The 21,099-nt window shown below is 32.7% G+C and carries 20 protein-coding genes and 1 tRNA gene; 9 read left to right on the top strand and 12 right to left on the bottom strand.

What is annotated here, in order from left to right; translation table 11 throughout:
* Positions 1–31 precede the first annotated feature (31 nt).
* Both IRZ78_RS12290 and IRZ78_RS12285 read right to left on the bottom strand, forming a co-directional pair.
* Complete coding sequence (locus IRZ78_RS12290; RefSeq protein WP_194616820.1) at positions 32–1,297, bottom strand: AbiH family protein; 1,266 nt, start codon at positions 1,295–1,297, stop codon at positions 32–34.
* 62 nt (positions 1,298–1,359) lie between these two features.
* Positions 1,360–1,950, bottom strand: a complete 591-nt coding sequence (locus IRZ78_RS12285; RefSeq protein ID WP_194616819.1) for a recombinase family protein — start codon at positions 1,948–1,950, stop codon at positions 1,360–1,362.
* A gap of 310 nt (positions 1,951–2,260) precedes the next feature.
* Here IRZ78_RS12285 and IRZ78_RS12280 point away from each other — a divergent pair, with 310 nt between their 5' ends.
* Positions 2,261–3,517 carry an adenylate/guanylate cyclase domain-containing protein gene (locus IRZ78_RS12280; RefSeq protein WP_194616818.1) on the top strand — a complete coding sequence of 419 codons (1,257 nt, stop codon included), beginning with the start codon at positions 2,261–2,263 and terminating at the stop codon, positions 3,515–3,517.
* An 80-nt stretch (positions 3,518–3,597) separates the two neighbouring features.
* Here IRZ78_RS12280 and IRZ78_RS12275 read toward each other — a convergent pair whose 3' ends face one another.
* The gene (locus IRZ78_RS12275; RefSeq protein ID WP_194616817.1) at positions 3,598–4,326 is read right to left on the bottom strand and encodes a hypothetical protein; all 729 of its coding nucleotides are present in this window, start codon (positions 4,324–4,326) and stop codon (positions 3,598–3,600) included.
* Positions 4,327–4,601: 275 nt separating this feature from the next.
* Between IRZ78_RS12275 and IRZ78_RS12270 the strand changes: the two genes are divergently transcribed.
* Positions 4,602–4,988, top strand: a complete 387-nt coding sequence (locus IRZ78_RS12270; protein ID WP_194616816.1) for a hypothetical protein — start codon at positions 4,602–4,604, stop codon at positions 4,986–4,988.
* A complete protein-coding gene (locus tag IRZ78_RS12265) occupies positions 4,985–6,241 on the top strand; it encodes a tyrosine-type recombinase/integrase (RefSeq protein WP_194616815.1) in 1,257 nt (418 codons plus the stop codon). Before IRZ78_RS12270 ends, IRZ78_RS12265 begins: the two co-directional genes overlap by 4 nt.
* A gap of 66 nt (positions 6,242–6,307) precedes the next feature.
* Here the strand turns inward: IRZ78_RS12265 and IRZ78_RS12260 are convergent.
* A tRNA-Met gene (locus tag IRZ78_RS12260) sits at positions 6,308–6,381 on the bottom strand.
* Between the two features lie 153 nt (positions 6,382–6,534).
* Here IRZ78_RS12260 and IRZ78_RS12255 point away from each other — a divergent pair.
* A complete protein-coding gene (locus tag IRZ78_RS12255) occupies positions 6,535–6,927 on the top strand; it encodes an START-like domain-containing protein (RefSeq protein ID WP_026984135.1) in 393 nt (130 codons plus the stop codon).
* Between the two features lie 54 nt (positions 6,928–6,981).
* Entirely contained in the window at positions 6,982–7,821 is an 840-nt protein-coding gene (locus IRZ78_RS12250; protein ID WP_194616814.1) for an aminotransferase class IV, read from the top strand.
* On the opposite strand, the gene IRZ78_RS12245 is transcribed toward IRZ78_RS12250, so the two are convergent.
* The 7 genes from IRZ78_RS12245 to IRZ78_RS12215 all read right to left on the bottom strand — a co-directional run bounded on the left by IRZ78_RS12245 (position 7,818) and on the right by IRZ78_RS12215 (position 14,503).
* Positions 7,818–8,378 carry a YqgE/AlgH family protein gene (locus tag IRZ78_RS12245; protein ID WP_194616813.1) on the bottom strand — a complete coding sequence of 187 codons (561 nt, stop codon included), beginning with the start codon at positions 8,376–8,378 and terminating at the stop codon, positions 7,818–7,820. The genes IRZ78_RS12250 and IRZ78_RS12245 overlap by 4 nt on opposite strands.
* A gap of 128 nt (positions 8,379–8,506) precedes the next feature.
* Entirely contained in the window at positions 8,507–8,779 is a 273-nt protein-coding gene (locus tag IRZ78_RS12240; RefSeq protein ID WP_017498096.1) for an HU family DNA-binding protein, read from the bottom strand.
* Positions 8,780–8,959: 180 nt separating this feature from the next.
* Positions 8,960–9,907, bottom strand: a complete 948-nt coding sequence (gene fmt, locus IRZ78_RS12235) for a methionyl-tRNA formyltransferase (protein WP_194616812.1) — start codon at positions 9,905–9,907, stop codon at positions 8,960–8,962.
* Positions 9,907–11,802, bottom strand: a complete 1,896-nt coding sequence (locus IRZ78_RS12230) for an ATP-dependent DNA helicase RecQ (RefSeq protein ID WP_194616811.1) — start codon at positions 11,800–11,802, stop codon at positions 9,907–9,909. Before IRZ78_RS12230 ends, fmt begins: the two co-directional genes overlap by 1 nt.
* Positions 11,803–11,866: 64 nt before the next feature.
* Positions 11,867–12,400, bottom strand: a complete 534-nt coding sequence (locus IRZ78_RS12225) for an ATP-binding protein (RefSeq protein ID WP_194616810.1) — start codon at positions 12,398–12,400, stop codon at positions 11,867–11,869.
* Positions 12,401–12,788: 388 nt separating this feature from the next.
* The gene (locus IRZ78_RS12220) at positions 12,789–13,571 is read right to left on the bottom strand and encodes a hypothetical protein (protein ID WP_194616809.1); all 783 of its coding nucleotides are present in this window, start codon (positions 13,569–13,571) and stop codon (positions 12,789–12,791) included.
* A 17-nt stretch (positions 13,572–13,588) separates the two neighbouring features.
* On the bottom strand, positions 13,589–14,503 hold the full coding sequence (locus IRZ78_RS12215; RefSeq protein WP_194616808.1) for a carboxylesterase family protein: 915 nt from the start codon (positions 14,501–14,503) through the stop codon (positions 13,589–13,591).
* 325 nt (positions 14,504–14,828) lie between these two features.
* On the opposite strand from IRZ78_RS12215, the gene IRZ78_RS12210 reads away from it, so the two are divergent.
* From IRZ78_RS12210 to IRZ78_RS12195, 4 genes are all read left to right on the top strand, one after another.
* A complete protein-coding gene (locus tag IRZ78_RS12210) occupies positions 14,829–15,125 on the top strand; it encodes a DUF493 family protein (RefSeq protein WP_017498101.1) in 297 nt (98 codons plus the stop codon).
* Between the two features lie 3 nt (positions 15,126–15,128).
* The gene (locus tag IRZ78_RS12205; RefSeq protein WP_194616807.1) at positions 15,129–15,848 is read left to right on the top strand and encodes a DUF4290 domain-containing protein; all 720 of its coding nucleotides are present in this window, start codon (positions 15,129–15,131) and stop codon (positions 15,846–15,848) included.
* A gap of 210 nt (positions 15,849–16,058) precedes the next feature.
* Entirely contained in the window at positions 16,059–17,372 is a 1,314-nt protein-coding gene (gene murA / locus IRZ78_RS12200; RefSeq protein ID WP_194616806.1) for a UDP-N-acetylglucosamine 1-carboxyvinyltransferase, read from the top strand.
* Positions 17,373–17,449: 77 nt separating this feature from the next.
* Positions 17,450–18,325 carry a cation diffusion facilitator family transporter gene (locus IRZ78_RS12195; protein ID WP_194616805.1) on the top strand — a complete coding sequence of 292 codons (876 nt, stop codon included), beginning with the start codon at positions 17,450–17,452 and terminating at the stop codon, positions 18,323–18,325.
* 252 nt (positions 18,326–18,577) lie between these two features.
* Here the strand turns inward: IRZ78_RS12195 and IRZ78_RS12190 are convergent, their stop codons facing one another.
* Positions 18,578–21,067, bottom strand: a complete 2,490-nt coding sequence (locus tag IRZ78_RS12190) for a DUF5686 and carboxypeptidase regulatory-like domain-containing protein (protein WP_194616804.1) — start codon at positions 21,065–21,067, stop codon at positions 18,578–18,580.
* Between the last annotated feature and the right edge of the window lie 32 nt (positions 21,068–21,099).

Raw genomic sequence — 21,099 nt, 5'->3', positions numbered from 1 at the left:
CTAATATAAAAAGATTTTTTATAAGATAATTTTATGTTAGTGGTTCGCAGTAATCTTTGTTTACAACCTTATCTCTCAGTACAGCTTTGTTACTAAAATTTCTTGTTATGTTCCTTGCTATCTCACTATAGTTGTCATCATTTTCTCTTTTATGATAAAAGGGTTTAATGGAGACACAATTTTTATGTTCAAAAAGAGTACTTAAAAGTGTTCTATCTGAATTTCCACATGAATGCCCAAAAATGAATATTTGGTAATCATCACTATTTAAAAACTCTAGTAGTTTTTTGTAGTTATCAGTTTCCAAATACTTAATAGATTTGATATTTTCAAGATAAGTATTGTCATTTAGATTTTCAATTGATTTGTAATCTTCATCAATTTCATCACCAAAGCCGAAAATGACGTTGTTATTATCTCTAGTGTTTGTAGTTCCATGAATATGAATTATATTTTTCTCTAGATTTTCATTTACACTTCTTGGAAGGTCATACCAATTCATATCATAATATATTCTTTCCGTAAAAGTGTAATTGAAATTCAAAAATAAAATTTCCGTTGGTTGTAGATTAAAATAGTTACTTCCTGAATCAGAAAGTAATCTTCTTCTAATAGTTACGATAGGGTCACTCTTACCTATTGTAGAGATTAAAGCACGTTTTTCTTCACTTATTTCGTTGAGGTCAATATTTCCAGTATTAACAGCTTTAAGGTCATCTTTTATTTTTTGATATTCCACTTCAGCTTTTTTGTTTATAGATGCTTCGGTAAAATCTTTTAATTTAAAATCAGAATAAATCTTATAAGCAATAGAATTTTTAAGATTTTTATCAGTATTGTCCTTGCCGAAAGTTTGTTTAAAATTATCTTCAACGTTTCTTAAGTAAGTTTCCAGTAAATTCTGAATCTCATTAAAATCTCTATTCAAATCTGCTATATTATATTCGCAATTCTCATTTTTAAATGAATCTTTTAATAAGCCATAATATTCATTTTCAATATCAACCCAATTTTGTATTTGATGTTTTTTAGTGATTATTTCAAGAAATTTATTTTTGAAAACTATCTCGCATTTAATTCGCTCTAATGCTTCAGTAAGAGTTTGATAATTATTTTCAGGTAACCAGTATTTAGGTATTCTGTAAATTTCAATTTCAGGATTTTCAAATGATTTACCGCCTGCTTTTTGAATGTCCAGTATTGTATTGTTCCAATAATCATTGATGAAATTATTGTAGCTTGTTTTCATTCCATGCGCTAAGTCAAATCCGTTTCCTATAAGTATAATTCTATTCATCGATTTTGTTTTAATCAAATATATAGAATATTTTTTCTTACATTATTCAATGCTGAATTTATTTAGGACAACATTTTTCTAATCTTGACGATAGTGTTATTTGATAAATTTGTAATCGATGCCAATTTTCTAATTGAATAATTTTTATCTTTTATTAGTTCTAAATGTGATTGGTTGTACTTTGATAAAAATTGTTGAGGTGTTTCAATAGTATTTAATTGTCTGCCTTTGTAAGTTCCTTTAGCTTTTGCAATTAAGATACCTTCTTTTTGTCTTTCTAATAAAGATGTTCTTTCCATTTCGGCAACATTACTCAAAACATCAGTTATCATTTTGAATATAGCGTTAGGTTTGTCGTCAATCATAGAGTACAAGCCAATGTTTTCTACATGTACATTTATGTTAAGGTTGCTTAACATGTTTAACGTTGTTTGAATGTCAAAAGCGTTTCTTCCCAATCTATCAATTGAGTGAACAATTACCATGTCAATTTTTTTGTCTGATATGTCCTTTAATAATTTTACTGCACTTGGACGTTCGTTGAATGGAATCGAACCACTACACTTGTCAATGTATTGTTTATGATTAGCCGTTGATTGTCTATCAATGTTTTGTTCCGTTGTACTAACTCTAATATATTTTGCAGTTTTCATGTTCTTTGCTTTTGATAAAACAAAGATAAGAAATTTTATTCAAAACGTATTAATTTTAGAGTGGTTGTTTTTGATACATAACAAACTCAATAAAACTGTTTAGATTTTGATTAGAATTGTATGACCGCTTGGGTATAGTCTAAAAAATACATTTTCATCAAAAACTAGATTTTAATGATTGTATTCTTGATTTGTTTCTTGATTAAGTTTAATAAATTTTACTTGTTAAATATGTAAGATTAATTATTTCGTTCTCGATTATATTTAGTTTATTTGATTAAATTTTTAACAAATCACTGACAAATAAATTATGGAAACACCCGAGGAAAAAAAAACGGAAGAAAAAAAAGAAAATGTTATAAAATCTTCCGAAGAAAAAAGTAAGCCTACAGAGGAAAGTAAAAATTCTTTTACCTCAACTGATTCAATTTTAAAAAGAGGAACATTGTCCGACCTTGCTAATTCTACGGAGCTTAAAACTCCTCGAAAAACACTCACTGAGCTTGCTGATTCTATGGAGCTTACACCAACCCGAAGAACATTAACTGAGCTTGCTGATTCATTTAGAACTACAAAAAGATACTCTACAGATTATAATGTTGGGCACGCACTTTCAAATTTCGCTCGTATACCTGAAAACGACTCGTATTTAAACACTTTGAAATCTTTTAATCAGCCAAGTTTAGATAATCAAATGAAATTGGTAGATGAAATAACCGAGTTAAAGCGTAAGTTGGTGGCAACTACAAAAGAGCTTAGTGTACAGTCTGCTGATAAGCAAAAGGTTTTGGATAATTTTGATAAATTAAATACTGAATTAAAGGCAAAAGAAAAGATTAATCATATTATACCAAGGATTCGTGAGGAGGCCAGAGAAAAATTACTCGTATCCAGTGAGTTTCTAGCACTTTTTGAAGATGCAAAGAGTTGTGATGCTGTGGTAGTTTCAATAGATATAAGGCGTTCAACGGAGCTTATGTTAAAAGCAAGAAAGCCTGAGCTTTTTTCTAAATTTATTACAGAATTAAGTTCAAAATTATCTGAAAACATAATTGGAAACTACGGTATTTTTGATAAATTCACGGGTGATGGGATTTTGGCATTTTTTCCTAAATTTTACAGTGGGGAAGATGCTATTGTGAGAGCGTTAAAATCTGCTGAAGAGTGTCATGAAATTTTCGATAAGCATTATCATGATTCGAAGTCTTGTTTTAATGTTTTCATTAATGATGTGGGATTGGGAATTGGTATAGATTATGGTACGGTTACTTTAGTTAACACAAGTAATGAATTAACTGTTGTAGGAATTCCAGTTGTTTATGCATGTAGAATGTCAGGTGCTAAAGCTGGAGATACTATCCTTAATCAACCAGCCAAAGAAGAAATAGAGAAAATTTGTTCTACACAAATAAAACTAATTGATACAACAATATCTATTAAAAACGAAGGGACAGCGGAGGTTTACAAAGTAGAAGTTAATAAAAGTGTTTATAATTCGCTCGAGGCTCCAGAATGGATAGTTGTGGAGGATACTAAAACAGTAATAGAAGAACCTCGTGAATCATAATTAGTTAAGTATTTTTATAATTGTGTTGATCCTGGGACAGGAACAGCACAATTATAATTTTAAAGAATAAAAAATAATTTTTAAAGTAGTTCAGGGAATTCTTGAAAGCATTTTAATATTTTGTTGTCATAAATTTCTTGGTCGCCTTCGTTATGCTTAGCTAGGCAAAAATAGTAGTTTATATTGTTGTGCCTTTTATAGATTAGCCATTCTCCCGTTAGTTTCTTAGAATGAATTGCTTTTTGATGCATAGCGTGTTGGATAGAATTAACTGTTCCTGAAATATATTTTTTATAGATTTCGTCAAATTCATCTTCTTTATCATTATGTAATTGACCATTCTTTTTGAACCAATAGTTCTTGACATTGATTACTAATGAAGCACCCAAAGTATTGTATGCTCCATGATGAGTTTTTGAAATACCTTTACCTTCAAAAGGGCTGTTTCTACTAGTAAACAGATTTTCCTCTAATGAGGTTTCTAAATTTTCAATAAGATTTAGGATTTCGGATGATTGGTAAAATTCTATAACAGATATTTCGTTATTGTCATCCTTGTTTTCTTTTATTATAAATAACTCGCCAAGTCCACATTGATGAGTTGCTAATTGATTAACCAGTAATGCACTGCATTTTCCATTATTATTCAATTTTACACTTAACCTGTTTCTTACATCCAGAATTGAACTTTCAAATTTTTCATTATCTAATGGGGTAATGTTGCAATCTGACAAATGAACTATTCGTGACGAAATGAGTTCGTTAAAGTCGTTTAAAACCAGATTCATTGCGGTTTGTTTGTCAATCATAAAATAGATTTTATTGATTTTGTTTTTTAATCTTTCATGAATCAAAAGGAATCGACGCAGTCGATCCATTTTGATTTGAAGTTTTAAAAATAACAATTATAAGTTTAAGACCAGGAAAAACTTAAATCTTGTTGGTTACGTTATTTTCTCGGAGTATATTTGTTAGAGTTGGGTCTGTTATTGCTTTTTTAGCAAATCTAATTACATATACAGAGGTATATGTTGTAATCCTCACAGCCTAAAATAAAAACAAGAGGAACAGGCTGTGTAAAATAATGGTTGAATTTAATTCACAACAAGAAAGTAAAAGTTTATCCTTTTTAACAATAAATGAAGTTGCAATCAAACTCAAACTTCGAGATAATGAAGTCGCAACTAAATGGATTAACGAAAAAAATATTCCAATACATAAAGACCGTAAGCGTTATTTAGTTTACGAAATTGATATTGACGTAGAGATTGATAAAATTTTTGTTCGAAGTCTTCAAAATAAATATCCAAGTGATTGGAAAGAGATTTATAAAAAAGTAGTTAAAGACCAAGCTGTTTATGAATTGGTGGTTCTTAGTTTGTCGGGAGAATTATGTTCTCGAAAAAATACAACAAAACTACAATTAACCTCAGAAGAGGATAACAAGCTTTTTAATCAATTGACCGCATGATAAAATTGAAATTACCTAGTAACTCCCATAAAGGGATAAAGATTTATTGTAACGATTGCAAACGTGATAATCCAAAATGTAATCATTTTAGTAGTCAGAAATTCAAAGTAAGAATACATGTAACAGGAACGCTAAATAATAAAGTTACGAAGGTTTTAATTGCAAGAACCTATAATGAGGCTGTTAAAGAAGCGATTGATTTTGAAAATGAAGTTAAGCGTAATAATTTTCAAAAAGCAGAAATTTTGCCACCAGTTCAAAATGATTATTCTATTGCAGATGCGGTTATCAGATATAATCAGTATTTGTCAGGAGATTATGAGTTCGCACAATATGTTAAAACGGTTTCAGATGCACATAGAAAAGAGTGCATTAGATTCTGTAAATATTTTTGTCAAAGTTTTAAAGGAGTTAAAGATATTTCAAATTCAAGGATTGATGAAGTAAATAAGATTGATGTGGCGAGGTTTTATAAATGGGCTGAATCACATTTCCCTGGTGAAAAGACTTTTAACAAGTGCATGTCGGGACTGAAAGCTTTTTTCAAATTCTTAATTGATATAGAAGAAATTCAAATGAAGAACCCATTTGCGGTATATTCAGCTAAACATGTTCAGAAGAAAAATATCTATTCCTTGACCAAGGGAGAGTTTGATGCAATTCTTGATGCAGTAGATACTTTCGACCCGAAAACAAAGTTAGGAGGAAAAGGAGAATCCAAGAATATGTATCGACCATACTTGAAGAATGGTTTTAAATTATTTCTCTTTACGGGAGGTAGAAGGGAAGAAGTGGTCGATTTAAAGTGGAGTGATATTGAAATTAGAATGGATGGAACCAAATTCTTCCGTATAAGCAATTTAAAAGTTGAACGTCAAAGAAAGAAAGAATGTTTTAGATACGTTCCGATTAATGCAGATTTGAATGATTTGTTAATTGAGTTGGGCTACAGTGAGAAAAAATATACCAATAATTATATATTGTTTCCAGAAAGAACGGTTATGACAAAAACAATAATGAACGACATGTCGAAAGCTTTTTCTCATTATAAGAAAGGAGTTGAAATTGAAAAAGACGTTAGTTTGAAGAGTTTAAGGAAAACCTATATAAGTTGGGTTAATCATGTAATGGATAAAAATACAGGACTTTTATCTTCGCACTCTACTTATGATGTTCTGGAAAGACATTATATTGACCCAACAGTAATGACTGCAATTGAAAAAGGAGCTTTAGAAATTAAAATTTTTGGTTGATTTTTCATCCCTCCAAAACATCCCTCCAATAAAAAAGCCCAGTCGTTAAACTGGGCTTATCCTTTGTAGCGAGGACGGGAGTTGAACCCGTGACCTCAGGGTTATGAATCCTGCGCTCTAACCAACTGAGCTACCTCGCCAAGATTGCAAGTGAACCGTGTTCCTCATTGCGGGTGCAAAGATAGAAATAATATTAAAGGTTGCAAGAATAAAATGAAGAAAAAAAAATATTTTTAAAAATGCATTGTTTTTGGACATATATTCTTATATTTCGAAAAAATTAAAAGTAGCACATGGATCCAAAAATACGTTACGAAATCGAGTTTCCTATAAATTCTTCGCCGCAATTATTATATCAATATATATCAACACCGTCAGGTTTGTCAGAATGGTTTGCAGACAATGTAAACTCACGAGGCGAATTTTTCACTTTTATCTGGAATGACTCGCAGGAAAAGGCGCGTTTGGCTTCTAAAAAAACAGGAGAAAAGGTAAAATTTAAATGGGTTGACGAAAGCAGTAAGGATACGGAATACTTTTTTGAATTGCATATCTTAGTTGATGAACTGACTAAAGATGTATCATTAATGGTAGTCGATTTTGCAGAGAAAGAAGAGGTAGGAGAAGCTAAACAATTGTGGGAGAATCAGATCTCAGATCTGAAACATCTTATAGGATCTGTTTAGTAAAATTCTATTTTATACCTTATATTTGCCCTGAACAAAATTCAGGGTTTTTTTATGATCAATTTTAACGGAAACATAGTAGCACAGGACGATAATATATTAACTCAAAATCGTGCTTTTTTGTATGGAGATGGTGTTTTTGAAACACTAAAAATAGTCAATGATAAAATCTTGTTTCTTGAAGATCATTATTTTAGATTAATGGCTTCGATGCGTGTGGTTCGTATGGAGATTCCGATGAATTTTACAATGGAATATTTTGAAGAACAGGTTTTAAGTCTTGTAAATCAAAAAAATATTTCTTCTTCGGCCAGAGCCAGAATTACTGTTTTTAGAAATGACGGAGGTTTGTATTTACCAAAAACCAATGAGGTTTCATTTTTAATTCACGCAACTGCACTTGAAAGCACTTCTTACGCACTAAATATTGAAGAATATGAAGTTGATTTGTATAAAGACTTCTATGTAACCAAACAATTATTATCGTCGATTAAAACGACTAATAAAATGATAAATGTTACCGGAAGTATTTTTGCTCACGAAAATGGTTTGGCTAACTGTCTTTTAGTCAATGATACTAAAAATGTTGTCGAAGCATTACAAGGAAATTTATTTATGGTAGTGGGTAAAAAAATGATCACGCCGCCAATTTCTGAAGGTTGTTTAAACGGAATAATGCGTAAACAAATATTATCTTTGGCTAAAAAAGTAGAAGGCATAGAAGTGGTAGAAGAAATAATTTCGCCATTTGATCTTCAAAAAGCTGACGAATTATTTCTGACAAATGTAATCACGGGGATACAACCGATAACTAAGTATCGAAAAAAGGAGTTTACAAGCAATCTGGCTCATTTATTAGTGCAAAAACTGAATGAATCTATATCTGAAAATTAATTCAGATACGGATTTTCAGGTGCATTCGACCAAATAAGATAGTCGCCTCCGAGCTCAATAATTTGCTCTTTCCAAAAATGGGTGGTCGATTTTCCGATAATTTTGTTTTTATAACTATTATCAGTAATGATCCAGGAATTTCCCTGCATTTCACTCTCAAGCTGATTTTCGTCCCAACCGGTATAGCCTAAGAAAAAACGAATATTGTTTTTACCAATAGATCCGTCGTTTATTAAGTCTTTAGTCGATTCAAAATCACCTCCCCAATAAATTCCGTTAGAAATCTCAACACTGTTAGGTATCAATTCCGGAATATTGTGAATAAAATAAAGGTTGTCCTGTTCAACCGGGCCTCCGTTATATATTTTGAAACTGGCTTCAATTTCAGGAATCAGGTCATTAATAGTGTACTTTAACGGTTTATTAATGATGAAACCTATTGATCCTTCTTTGTTATGGTCTGCTAATAAAATTACCGATCTATTAAAAGATAAATCTCCAATTATAGAAGGCTCGGCAATAAGCAGGTGTCCTTTTTTTAATTTTTCTGAAATCATACGGCTACAATTTTTATTAAATTTAATCATAAAATTTTTAAAATCCCAAATAAAATCGTTAAACCGCACAAAAAAACCCTCCATGGGGAGGGTTTTGATTATATTATAAGTTTAGAGAACTTTCTTACTTAGTTCACTGCACCTTCTAATTCAGCTCCAGCTTTGAATTTTACAACATTTTTAGCAGCGATTTGAATAGTTTTTCCAGTTTGAGGGTTTCTTCCGTCTCTAGCAGCTCTAGCAGATACTGACCAAGATCCAAAACCTACTAATGAAACTCTACCACCTTTTTTCAAAGTAGCTCCTACGTTTCCTAAAAATGACTCTAAAGCTAATTTTGCCGCAGCTTTTGTGATTCCTGCATCAGCAGCGATAGCATCGATTAATTCTGATTTGTTCATAATAATTAGTTATTAATTGTTGGTTAAAAAAAATTGTTAATACACAAATTTAGTAGGAAATCCGTTCCTTGCAAGTGTTTTCTTTAATTTTAGCAAAAATTGTTGATAACTTGCTTTTTTTGTTCATAACGCTAGTTGTTTTCACCTCAAAATCAGATAAAAACCCCTGTTTTACTGACCTTAATAGACCTTTGCGCTATCAGAAAAAGTTATCCCATTTAATAATTCTGCCACTTGCATTCTCTTTTTTCCGGGTAATTGTAAACTTAAAAGCTGAACAAAGCCATCTTTGATCGCAATTTTGATTTCTTTTTTACTGCTAATCAAGCTTCCAACTTCATAAGAATGGCTTTCTGAAACCAGTTTGGCCTCGTGTATTTTGATGCTTAATTCTTCGTTTTTATCTTTTAAGAAACACCACGAAGCAGGATACGGACTTAATCCGCGAATTAAATTATTGATTTCGTCTCCGGATTTCGTCCAGTCGATCTTACAATTTTCCTTGTTGAGTTTGTAGGCCGTTTTAATTTCGGCATCATCTTCCTGAATTGTTGTTGTTACTTTTCTGCTTTCAATAACTTTTAAGGTATCAATCACAGTTTTGCTTCCCAATAACATTAATCGATCATGCAATTGTCCTGCATTTTCTTCCGGTTCAATAGCGATTTCTGAATTTAGGATCATTGCACCTGTATCAATTTTGTCGTCAATGAAGAAAGTTGTAACTCCGGTTTTGGTTTCTCCGTTAATAATAGCCCAGTTAATAGGTGCAGCACCACGATAATTGGGTAATAAAGAAGCATGAAGGTTGAAAGTTCCCAAACTAGGCATTTCCCAAACTACTTTTGGCAGCATTCTAAAAGCAACAACAATTTGCAAATTGGCATTAAGCGCTTTTAATTCAGTAAGAAAACTTTCGTCTTTTAAATTGGTTGGTTGCAATAAAGTAAGATTGTTTGCCAAAGCATACTCTTTTACTGCTGAATATTTTATTTTTTGTCCGCGTCCTGCCGGTTTATCCGCGGCTGTAATAACGCCAACAACATCATAATTGTTTTTGATAATGGTATCCAGAATGCCAACGGCAAATTCCGGGGTTCCCATAAATATAATTCTCAATTTTTCCATTATAATTTTAAAGTGTATTTATTGTTTGCCTGAATGGTGATATAATTGTTTTCAAGTAATTCCTGAAGTGCCAAAATTACATCATTTGCATCTAATTTTATTTTGGTTTCAATTTCTCTTGAAGTCAACGCTGCTGTCTTTAATAAGTGCAGAATTTTATCTGCAATCGAATCGGCTTCGGTAATTTTTCCTTTTTGAGTAATACAATAGGAGCAGACTCCGCAATTTTCTGTAGTTTCTTCTCCAAAATAATCCAGGATCAATCGGTTTTTGCAGGTTTTATTGTCCTTTATATAATGCAGAACAGATAAAAGCTGGTCTTTTTTAAGTTGATTTTGTTTTTCGAGATATTTTGAAACTCTGTTTATGGTAAGATTATCTTCGCGAACTTCATTAAATAATATAGTAGCGTCGTTATTTTTAGATTTGTATTCAATAATTTCTTTCTCTTTTAGTTTTTCTAAAACAGCAGAAACCTGTGCTTCGGTATGATTTGATTTTTTGGCAATTAGCGAAATATTAAATGGCATTTTCATTTCGTAAATCCCCGGATAAGTTCTCAGGATTGCCAGAATGATTTCTTCGTCATTAGAGTTCAGACTCATATAGCGAATTACTTCTTTCGATTCAATTAAAAACTGCATCGTAATTTTTTCAGAGAATTCCTGAGACATCGTAATAATTCCCTGCTGGTTTAAAAATTGCAGAGCATTATAGGTTTTAAGGGTAGGGAAGTCGTACTTCTGGCAAAAATGATTCAGTTTAAACGAAAAAGAATCGTCTAAACCTTCGCCATAGGCAATCTGAAAATAATTGCAAAGTTTCACATACATAGTATTCAGAAACTTTTTATCCGGTAAAATACTTAAAAATTGCTGTTCAGACTGAATGCTGTCTGACGAATTTGTCAATACCACAGAAAAAGCTTTCTCACCATTTCGTCCCGCTCTTCCGGATTCCTGATAATAGTTTTCTATATTTTCAGGAAGCTGGGTATGAATAACCGTTTTTACATTGTCTTTGTCGATTCCCATTCCAAACGCATTGGTGGCTACAATTACCTGCGCTTGTTCAGACATCCACAATTGCATGTTTTTGTCTTTTTCTTTTGATGAAAGTCCACCGTGATAATAAGTTGCCTTGAATCCTAAGGATTGTAATTGCGTCGACATATTGAGGCACGATTTTCTATTTCGTACATATATAATAGAAGGCTGCGGATTTTTCTTTAAGATTTGTTCTGTGCGATACAATTTGTCCTCGACTTCAAAAACCATATAGGCAATATTTTTTCTTTCAAAAGATTGCTGAAAAATTATTGGGGCTTTCAATCCTAATTCAGTTTTAATATCTTCAATGACTCTTGGAGTTGCTGTAGCTGTTAAAGCTAAAAACGGAATCTTTGGAAAATGCTTTTTTAGTTCTGAAATCTTCAAATATGCCGGACGAAAATCATGTCCCCATTGTGAAACACAATGCGCTTCATCAATTGCAATTAAATTTATTGGAAGATTTTTTATGCGTTCCAAAATCCAGTCAGACTGAAGTCGTTCCGGGGAAAGGTATAAGAATTTGTAATTTCCGTATTGGCAATTGTCCAGAAGATCAATGATTTCTTCGGTATGAATTCCGCCTGTAAGCGCAATTGCTTTAATCTCCCTTTTTTGCAAATTTGCCACCTGATCTTTCATCAAAGCGATCAAAGGCGAAACGACCAGGCAAATACCCGGCTTCATCATGGCCGGAACCTGAAAACAAATCGATTTTCCACCGCCGGTTGGCAATAGGGCAAAAGTATCCTGACCATCCAAAACCGAGTCAATAATCTCCTTTTGCAACGGTCTAAAACTGTCGTGTTTCCAGTATTTTAAAAGAAATTCTTGTGCTTCTGGCATGGTCTCGTTTTAAAGTTAAAAAATTTAGAAATCAGTTTCTAGTTTTGCAACTTTAAACACCTGCCTAAATTTTATCTAAGATATAAAGAATTCTGTTGTCAACCGTATCTTTTGGCACTTCAATTAAGTCGTAGCCATATTTTTTATAGGTTTCAACAAGGTGTTTCTGGATCGTTAGCGCCTGTTCGAAATTTTCGTAGCGCTCGGTGTCGCATTCGTAAATTTCTTCCCAAGGTGGTAAAATAAAAGTTTTAGTGTATTTAAGATCCTCACAAGCCTTTACAAAGTGCTCCGGATAATCATCGCCTATATAATCCATATAAGCTACAACATCAGGAATGCCGCGATCTATAAAAACTACATTGTCGGGTTCTTCAAGAGCGTCTTGGTATTGTTTGATACGTCCTTCCAGCAACATTTCGCTAAACAATAAAGGTTGTTCCAGGAACAATTGGTCGATACCACGTTGCTGTGCTTCGAGTGTAACTTGTCTTGAAATTTCAGGATAACAACAGTAGCCACGAGCTACCAATTCGTTAATAAGAGTAGATTTTCCCGTTCCCGGGCCACCAATTAAAACTATGATTTGTTTTTGCACTTTCTTAAAATAAAGCGCAAATTTACCTAAACTTATTGTATTTAAAAAGATTATTTTGCCTTGAGCGAATGATTTCGCAATTTTAGGTGATATTGTTGCTGCTTTTGGCTAAAACTGGACTAAACCAGCCCTATAAAATGAATCGTTCCTCCGCAACTCCAACGAAAGAGAGTCGTAGACTCGGCAAATATTGTAGGGCTGGACTTTAGTCCAGTTTATCTAGGATAATTATATTGTTGCTAAGTTGGTTATGAATAGCTACAAGTTTTTGAAAAACCTTGTAGGAGATAAAAATAGAATTCTATTTTGACTAGCCGTTGGTTTTAACCAACGGATTTATGAATTTGATGATTTCGGCTTTAGCCAAATATTTTGATGATTTTTATTTTTATGCGCTACCCGAAATATTCAGATCTGAATAATTGTGCTTCGTTAAATTTATTTTTAAACTTATATTACAATTTCCTCCATCATTCATTTGAATTAAAGAATATTTAAAACCTTTTTCATCACGTGGATCCTTGCAATAACTATTTATCAAAACTTCTTTTTCTTGGTTTTCGTTTATTATGACAATACATTGATTTACATATTTGTCAAATTTTCTGAGTTTTGACGCATTATCAAAAAAACATTTTTTTAAAATTTGATCGATTTCAGCTAATTCCTTTTGGTTCAAATCTGAAGGTTTTATGGTGTTTGGTTTGTAATTAAAATAACTTTTATGAAATTCTTCTTCAAAAGAGAAAAAGGCATAATTATTATATTTTTCAAGATTCAATTTGTTTTTTGTTTGAAGCAGGTTTTTTTGAATTTCAATTTTTAATGGGAAATCACCTCCAATAAATTCAATAAAATTATTTTTGATTACTGCTTTTTCGCTTCTATTATAACGAAATCTTGTTCGGCTGAAATAAATTGTATCATTTTTAGAATAGCAGAAATCATTAAATTTTTCTATTTTATCGTGATTCTCATCTTTTTCGATAATTGTAAAAACATAAGAGCTATCAGAGAAGAATTGAAATCTGATGCTTGCTTTTCCAATAAAATTATAGTTGTTAAGAGCTGATAGCTTTTCTGTTTTTTGTGTAGTTTTTTTTGTTTTATCTTCTTTACATTGTGTAAATAATCCTAAAACAACTAATGATAATATGATTTTTACTTTCATGAAATTATTTTATTAATTTACTCACAAAACAAATATTTTCCAGAATCCTTGCCCCTCTTCTCCGACGGGATAATAATATGTGATTCAAATCTTTTTCCTTTCAAAACATCATTTACAAAATCCAGAACATATTGTTGTCCCTGATGAAAAAGATAGCCTGAGAATTCATGTCCGCCGCCGCAAAACGTAATCAGTTCAATATCTTTATGGAGATCATTCATATGATTATAAACCGCATAAGAACCAAAAAGAATCAACCAGCCTGAAGCGTTTGTTGGGCAGGAACGATGTGAACCAGCTGCATATGGAACTGTATCATCATTATTTCCGTGTGCTAATAACATTGGAATCGCTTTTTCTTTTGTGATTAAATTGATGTCCTGAATAGCGCCCGAACCACCAATGAAACCTTTGTATTTAAAGTTTTCAGGAAGATTGTTTTTATATAAATTCATGAGTTTATAATCCCAAAACGAGGCATGAAAACCAATTTCGGCACCGGCACTAATTCCTGAAATGAATATTTTTGATGCATCAAGATTGTATTTGTTAGCATTTTCGATCAGGAATGATGTGGCTTGCCACATATCGCTTACACCAATTTGTATTGCTTTTATCTTTTCGGTCAAGGTTCCTTTACAGCCAAAATCCTTTCCTTTCATATATAAACTGTATGAAATGCTGGCAACTGCGTAACCGTTTTTTGCCATAAACATTCCAAAATCTTTTTCACTTGTACGTTCTCCGCCAGAAAATCCACCGCCAAAAGCAAAAATGATCAACGGAATTTTTTCGTTAGTTTTCTTTTTGGGTAAGTATAAATCCAGATCCAGTTTGATGGTATCATTCTGAAAATAAGTCATCGTTTTGATTTCCTGTGCCTGAAGATTGTTGATTATAAGTGCGATAAGAAGTAAAAGGATTTTTTTCATAGTGTTGCGGTTTAATCTCGAAAAGTCGCAGTAACAAAGTTTTTTAAGATTCTTGTTTTGTGATTTAGCGAGCCAATTTTTGTGTAATACTTTCTCAAATATAAAAGTTCGCCACGAATTTCACGAGTTTTCCCTAATCTTTAACTTTATAAAATAGGATTACATGCAATAATTCGTGAAATTAGATTTTGGATGATATTAATTCGTGTAAATTCGTGAAATTCGTGGCGAAAAATAAACAATTATTTTAGTCTGAAAAATCTAAAATCTAAAATCTGAAATCTGAAATCAAAAACGTATATTTGCCTTCTATTTTAATGTGCAAATGGAGAACGATAAAGAAAAAAACACAGCCGAATTTTACGAAAGATTAAAGGTAGAGTTAGATAACTCAAATACTTGGCCTGCAGAATATTTGTATAAATTTATAGTGCCTTCGGTTGACGATAATGTCGAGCGGGTTGAAAAAGCATTTGATAGTATGGGCGCCGTTATTAAAACAACAAAATCTAAAACAGGTAAATTTACCAGTGTTTCTGTAGATGTTACAATGCATAGTGCTGATCAAGTGATTAGCAAATACAAAGAAGTTTCTACTATAGAAGGTATAGTTTCATTATAAATTATGGTCGAAAAATATAAAAAAGAAGTCGCGAATGACGTTGTTTTTAATTTAGAATACAATTCTGAAAGACAGCGTTTACTTATTCCGGAATATGGTCGTCATTTGCAAAAATTGATCGATCAGGCAACTATTATTGAAGATGATGAAACGCGCAATAAAGCCGCGAAATACATCATTCAGGTTATGGGAAGTCTGAATCCGCATTTGCGTGATGTACCGGATTTTCAGCATAAATTATGGGATCAGCTTTTTATCATGTCTGATTTTAAATTGAATGTAGAATCACCCTATCCAATTCCGTCAAGAGATGTGCTGCAGTTAAAACCGGATGTTTTACACTATCCGCAAAATTTTCCTAAATACAGATTTTACGGTAATAATATCAAATATATGATTGATGTTGCCAATAAATGGGAAGATGGAGAAATGAAAAATGCATTGGTTTTGGTCATTGCCAACCACATGAAAAAATCATACCTGAGCTGGAACAAAGACACAGTAAAAGATGATGTGATTTTCGAGCATTTATTTGAATTGTCAGGAGGAAAAATCAATTTATTACAAAGCACAGAAGAGCTTTTAAATACTACTGATTTATTGCGTACCAACAAACGCATGTCGAACAAAATCACGCCACCGGGACAACCAAAAATCCAAAGCAACAAAAACAATAAAGGTCCGGGAAAACCAAAACCTTTTCAGAAAAATAATCAAAAGTAAAAAAAGGTACTATCCCGATAGCTATCGGGACTAAGATGCTAAGTTGCTAATTTTTTTAGCTCAGGATCTTAGAATATCAGTAACTCAAAGCCCTAAAAAACAAAAACAAAAATAAAAAGTTGCTAAGCAGCTAAATTACTGAGTTTTTTTACAAAGAGAAAAACTTAGAATCTTAGAACCTTAGTAACTCAGAAACTCTAAAAAAAGAATATGGGAATTTTTAAAATCGAAGGAGGAACTCCTTTAAAAGGAGAAATCACTCCGCAAGGAGCAAAAAATGAGGCATTACAAATTTTATGTGCCGTGCTTCTAACGGGGGATAAAGTAAAAATTAATAATATTCCCGATATTATTGACATCAATAAATTAATCACCTTGTTGGGTAATTTAGGAGTTAAAATTCAACGCAATGAACCGGGTTCGATTACGTTTCAGGCTGATGAAGTTAATGTTGGATATTTAGAAACCGAAGCTTTCAAAAAAGAAGGTGGAGCGCTTCGTGGTTCTATTATGATTGTTGGACCGCTTTTGGCACGTTTCGGAAAAGGATATATTCCTAAACCGGGAGGAGATAAAATTGGCCGTCGTAGATTAGATACACACTTTGAAGGTTTTATTAACCTTGGAGCAAAATTCAGATACAACAGAGAAGATCACTTTTACGGAGTAGAATCTCCAAAAGAAGGACTTACAGGAACAGATATGTTGCTTGATGAAGCATCAGTAACAGGAACAGCAAATATCGTTATGGCTGCTGTTTTGGCAAAAGGAACAACCACAGTTTACAACGCAGCTTGTGAGCCTTACTTACAGCAATTGTGTAAAATGTTGAACTCAATGGGAGCTAACATTACAGGTGTAGGATCTAACTTATTGACTATCGAAGGTGTTGAAAGCCTAGGAGGATGTGAGCACACAATCTTGCCTGATATGATCGAAATTGGTTCCTGGATTGGTCTTGCGGCTATGACAAAAAGTGAAATCACGATCAAAAATGTAAGCTGGGAGAATTTAGGTTTGATTCCTAATACTTTCAGAAAACTAGGAATTACAATCGAAAAACGCGGAGATGATATTTACATTCCTGCTCACAAAGACGGGTATGAAGTAAAAACCGATATCGATGGTTCTATTTTAACAATTGCCGATGCACCATGGCCAGGATTTACACCTGACTTGTTGAGTATCGTTTTGGTTGTGGCTACACAAGCAAAAGGCGATGTTTTAATTCACCAGAAAATGTTCGAAAGCCGTTTGTTTTTCGTGGATAAATTAATCGATATGGGAGCAAAAATTATGTTATGTGATCCGCACAGAGCGGTGGTTATGGGGCATAATTTCGAATCTCAGCTAAAAGCAACAACAATGTCATCTCCTGATATTCGTGCGGGGATTTCATTATTAATTGCAGCTTTATCGGCAAAAGGAACAAGCACAATTCAAAATATCGAACAAATCGATCGTGGATACGAGCGTATCGACGAGCGTTTAAGAGCAATTGGAGCTAAAATCGTGAGAGCGTAATAAGAGTTAGCCACGAATTACACGAATTACACTAATTTTTAATTTTTGAAATTCAATGGCGAAAAAAATAGTCTCAAATGACAGATGAACAAAAAGCTGTAAAAGCTACTATATTTAGTATAGTTGGAAACACCTGCTTAGCCTTGGTAAAAGGCCTGGCAGGTTTTTTTGGCAATTCTTATGCCTTAATTGCAGATGCGATCGAGTCTACTGCCGATATATTTTCGTCTTGTCTGGTGTTATTCGGAATCAAATATTCCAATAAACCTGCAGACGAAAACCATCCTTATGGTCACGGTAGGGCAGAACCTTTAATAACCTTTTTGGTTGTTGGTTTTTTAATCACCTCGGCAACCATTATTGGGTACGAAAGTATTGCCAATATCCAGACTCCACACGGATTACCAAAATCATGGACATTGTATGTTCTGGGTGTAATTATTGTCTGGAAAGAATATTCATATCGTTTGGTAATGAATCGTAGCAAAGAAACCAATAGCTCTTCGTTAGCCGCCGACGCATGGCACCATCGTAGTGATGCTATTACATCAGTAGCAGCGTTTATTGGTATTTCGATTGCGCTAATTATGGGAAAAGGGTATGAATCAGCAGATGATTGGGCGGCGCTTTTTGCTGCTTTTTTTATCTTATATAACAGCTATAAAATTTTCAGACCTGCGCTTGGGGAAATTATGGATGAAAATCTGAACGATGATTTAGTCGAAGAAATCAGAATCGAATCCCTAAAAGTGGTCGGTATCCTTGGAACCGAAAAATGTTTCATCCGTAAAGCCGGAATGAAATATCATGTCGATCTTCATGCTATTGTATCGGCAAAAATTTCGGTAAAAGAAGGCCACGATTTATCACATAAACTACAAGATACCCTAAAAGAAAGAATTCCTGAATTGGGTAATGTCCTGATTCATATCGAACCGGATGATTATCATTAAAAAAAGGTTCAAAGTGGCAAAGGTTCAAAGTGGCAAAGGTTCAAAGTGGCAAAGGTTCAAAGTGGCAAAGGTTCAGAGGGACAAAGGTTTTGTTTTAACTTTAGAAAGATTGAAATATAAAAAAAATCCGTTTATTCTTTTTCAAGGGTAAACGGATTTTTTTTTATAATAGCTTGTTATTTTGGGTGAAGTCCAGAATTTCTCAAAGCATATACCTTTGTAACTCTGAACTTTTGATCCTTTGTGCCTAGATTAGTCTAACACATTTAGAATCTTCAGCCCAAACACAACACCATTTTGCTGAATGCCGCCTTGATAAGAATGAACATAATCTACTCTGAACAATTTAAATTTTCCGAATCCTAAATTGTCTAAACCAGCCGTAAATTCTGTGTAAGGCTTTCTGTTCGGAATTGCCAAAGAATGAAACCCAAGATTCATGGTAGATTTTAAAAGATTCAATAACGGGATTTTATTCATAATAAATCCCTTGTCGTTGTGTTCCAAATGCATTTCGAAATAACTGTCATTGGTGCTATTGGCATAATAGGGCATTAAATTAAAAACATTCAAATAACGTTCGCTTGTTCCTATATGAGTCTGGTTTCCGTTAAAATGTCTGTAATCGATAAATGAAATATTTTCGGCATTAAAGAATTTTCCTGCTCTTAAATTCATTCCCAGAGTTCCTTTATTGCCTAATGATAAATCATAAACAACAGAAGCGCCAATGCGTTCAAATTCGTATTTTTTCTCGCTGGCAGCAAATGCTTTTTCGAAAGCTAAAAAAACCGTTGGATATTTATCATTTTTAATATTATATCTGCCGTCAGGTCTTGAAATGTATTTGTTGCCAAAGTTAATTCGGGTACTTATTGCAGCTTTAAATAAGTGATGAGGATCAAAAGCCGGCTTTGTAAAATCATTTGGTGCCAACGGATTATTAGAAGAATAGATGTCATCTTTTTTAAAGAAAGAATAATCAGTGGTATTAAAGAGAGGTTTTCGTTGCTCGTAACCCGCTTTTCCAAATAAATTTACGCCATTTAGGATGTTTTGTGAATAGCCAATCTGGGCATATTCCAGATTATACAATTTCATGTAATTATCCTTAAAAAACAAAGAACTTACAGAATTGACCAGCTTACTTATAGGTTCGAAACTATTAAATTGAGCTACTTTTGTTCCTCCTGATATATTAATCGTTGCGAAATTTATATTGTTGAATTTATGCGTAAAATCTCCGGTAATTCTAAAACGCTCATCTGAAAAACCATAATTAAAAGTCGTGCTTATCGAAGTGCTTTTACCTTCGTCTTCATTCCATTTTTTAAACGAGAAACCAGAATCTAAATTAAATCCCTGAACGGTATTAAAACTTAAAGAAGCGATGTTTAATAATCCTTTGTAATCAAACGAATATTTTTTGAAAGTGTTTTTATAATCATAACCCATTAAAATATCGGTGACTTTAAACTTATTGTTTTTTGTGTCTACCGAATCTATGTATTTTTGAGATTTTCTAATGGTCTGCAAACTGTCTTTTTTAGTATAATCAGTGCTTTCTTCAATTGTTAGCGGAATTGGTCTGATCTGATTCCAGAAAGCATCATCTTTTTTATTGGCATTGGCTTCAAAAGCAACAATTTCATTTCCAAAAGTTTTCTTTTCAAAAGAAGCTGGAAACTCATAATTAGAATATACATAATTAAATTTCCCCGAGAATTTTACGCCAAAGATACCAGCATTAAAATCGAGTGTTTGTGCATTTTTTGTCCAGATTTTATTTTTTGTATTGTAACTAAAGCTTTGTTTTAGAGTCATGACTTCAGTAAATTCATTCTTCATTCGATACCCTTTTATATCTAAATCAAGGGCGTAAATGGCAAAACTATCGTCGACAATATAAATATACCCTTCAAAAACAGGTTCTTTATCGCGTTTTGGTATGACTTTAATTTTATAAACCTGTTGGTTGTTATCATCATAAAATGTTCCTTCGAGCTTGTATTTGTAATAACTGAAAGCATTATCAGCAATAGGAGAGATGAGCTTAACATCAAAGTCAAGCGTGTTATCATAAAAATCATAAGTCGATAACGAAGCGGTGTTATAGCTATATCCTTTATTGTTTCCGGAAATTTTCGAAGCGATAATTTTCTCCTTTAATTTGTCAGGTTTTTCAAAAGTAATTTTAGAAATAGTTTCAGATAAATACAAAATTCCGGTTCCTGTAGAATCCAGATTGGATGCCATATCCTGGCCAAGATCTACTTTTTTACCCAGAATTTTTTTAGGTAAATCCTTGACTTTAAACATTCCTTTCGAATAAAAATCGGCAGTATATCTTCCGGTTTTGTCTGAGTTTTCTTTTTTTTCTGCTATAGCATTCCTTATAATAGCATCAGCAGGATTTTTTTTAAGATCAATTACAACTTCGTTTAGAGCAAAGCTTTCTTCAGCCATTTTTACATCCAAAACTATTGTCTTTGAATCTCCCGAAACAGATATCTTTTGAGTTTTGAAACCCAGATATTGAAAAACGATTTTGTTTTTACCAACTTCTTTTATGTTAAGCTGATATTTTCCTTGTTCGTTTGACGTGGTTCCGCTATAAGTGTTTTCTTCAAATACAGAAACAAAAGGCAACGGGTTTCCTTTTTCGTCGGTTATAGTTCCCTTTATTTGGGCAAAATTGGAGATTGAAAAAAATAAAAAGGCAAGTAAAGTATAGTTTTTCATGAAAGTGGTATATCTAACAAAAATAGAATAAG

It is taken from the genome of Flavobacterium sp. CSZ (assembly GCF_015350725.1).
In the GTDB taxonomy this organism is placed as follows: Bacteria; Bacteroidota; Bacteroidia; order Flavobacteriales; family Flavobacteriaceae; genus Flavobacterium.
This window is presented reverse-complemented; position numbering and strand designations above follow the sequence as displayed.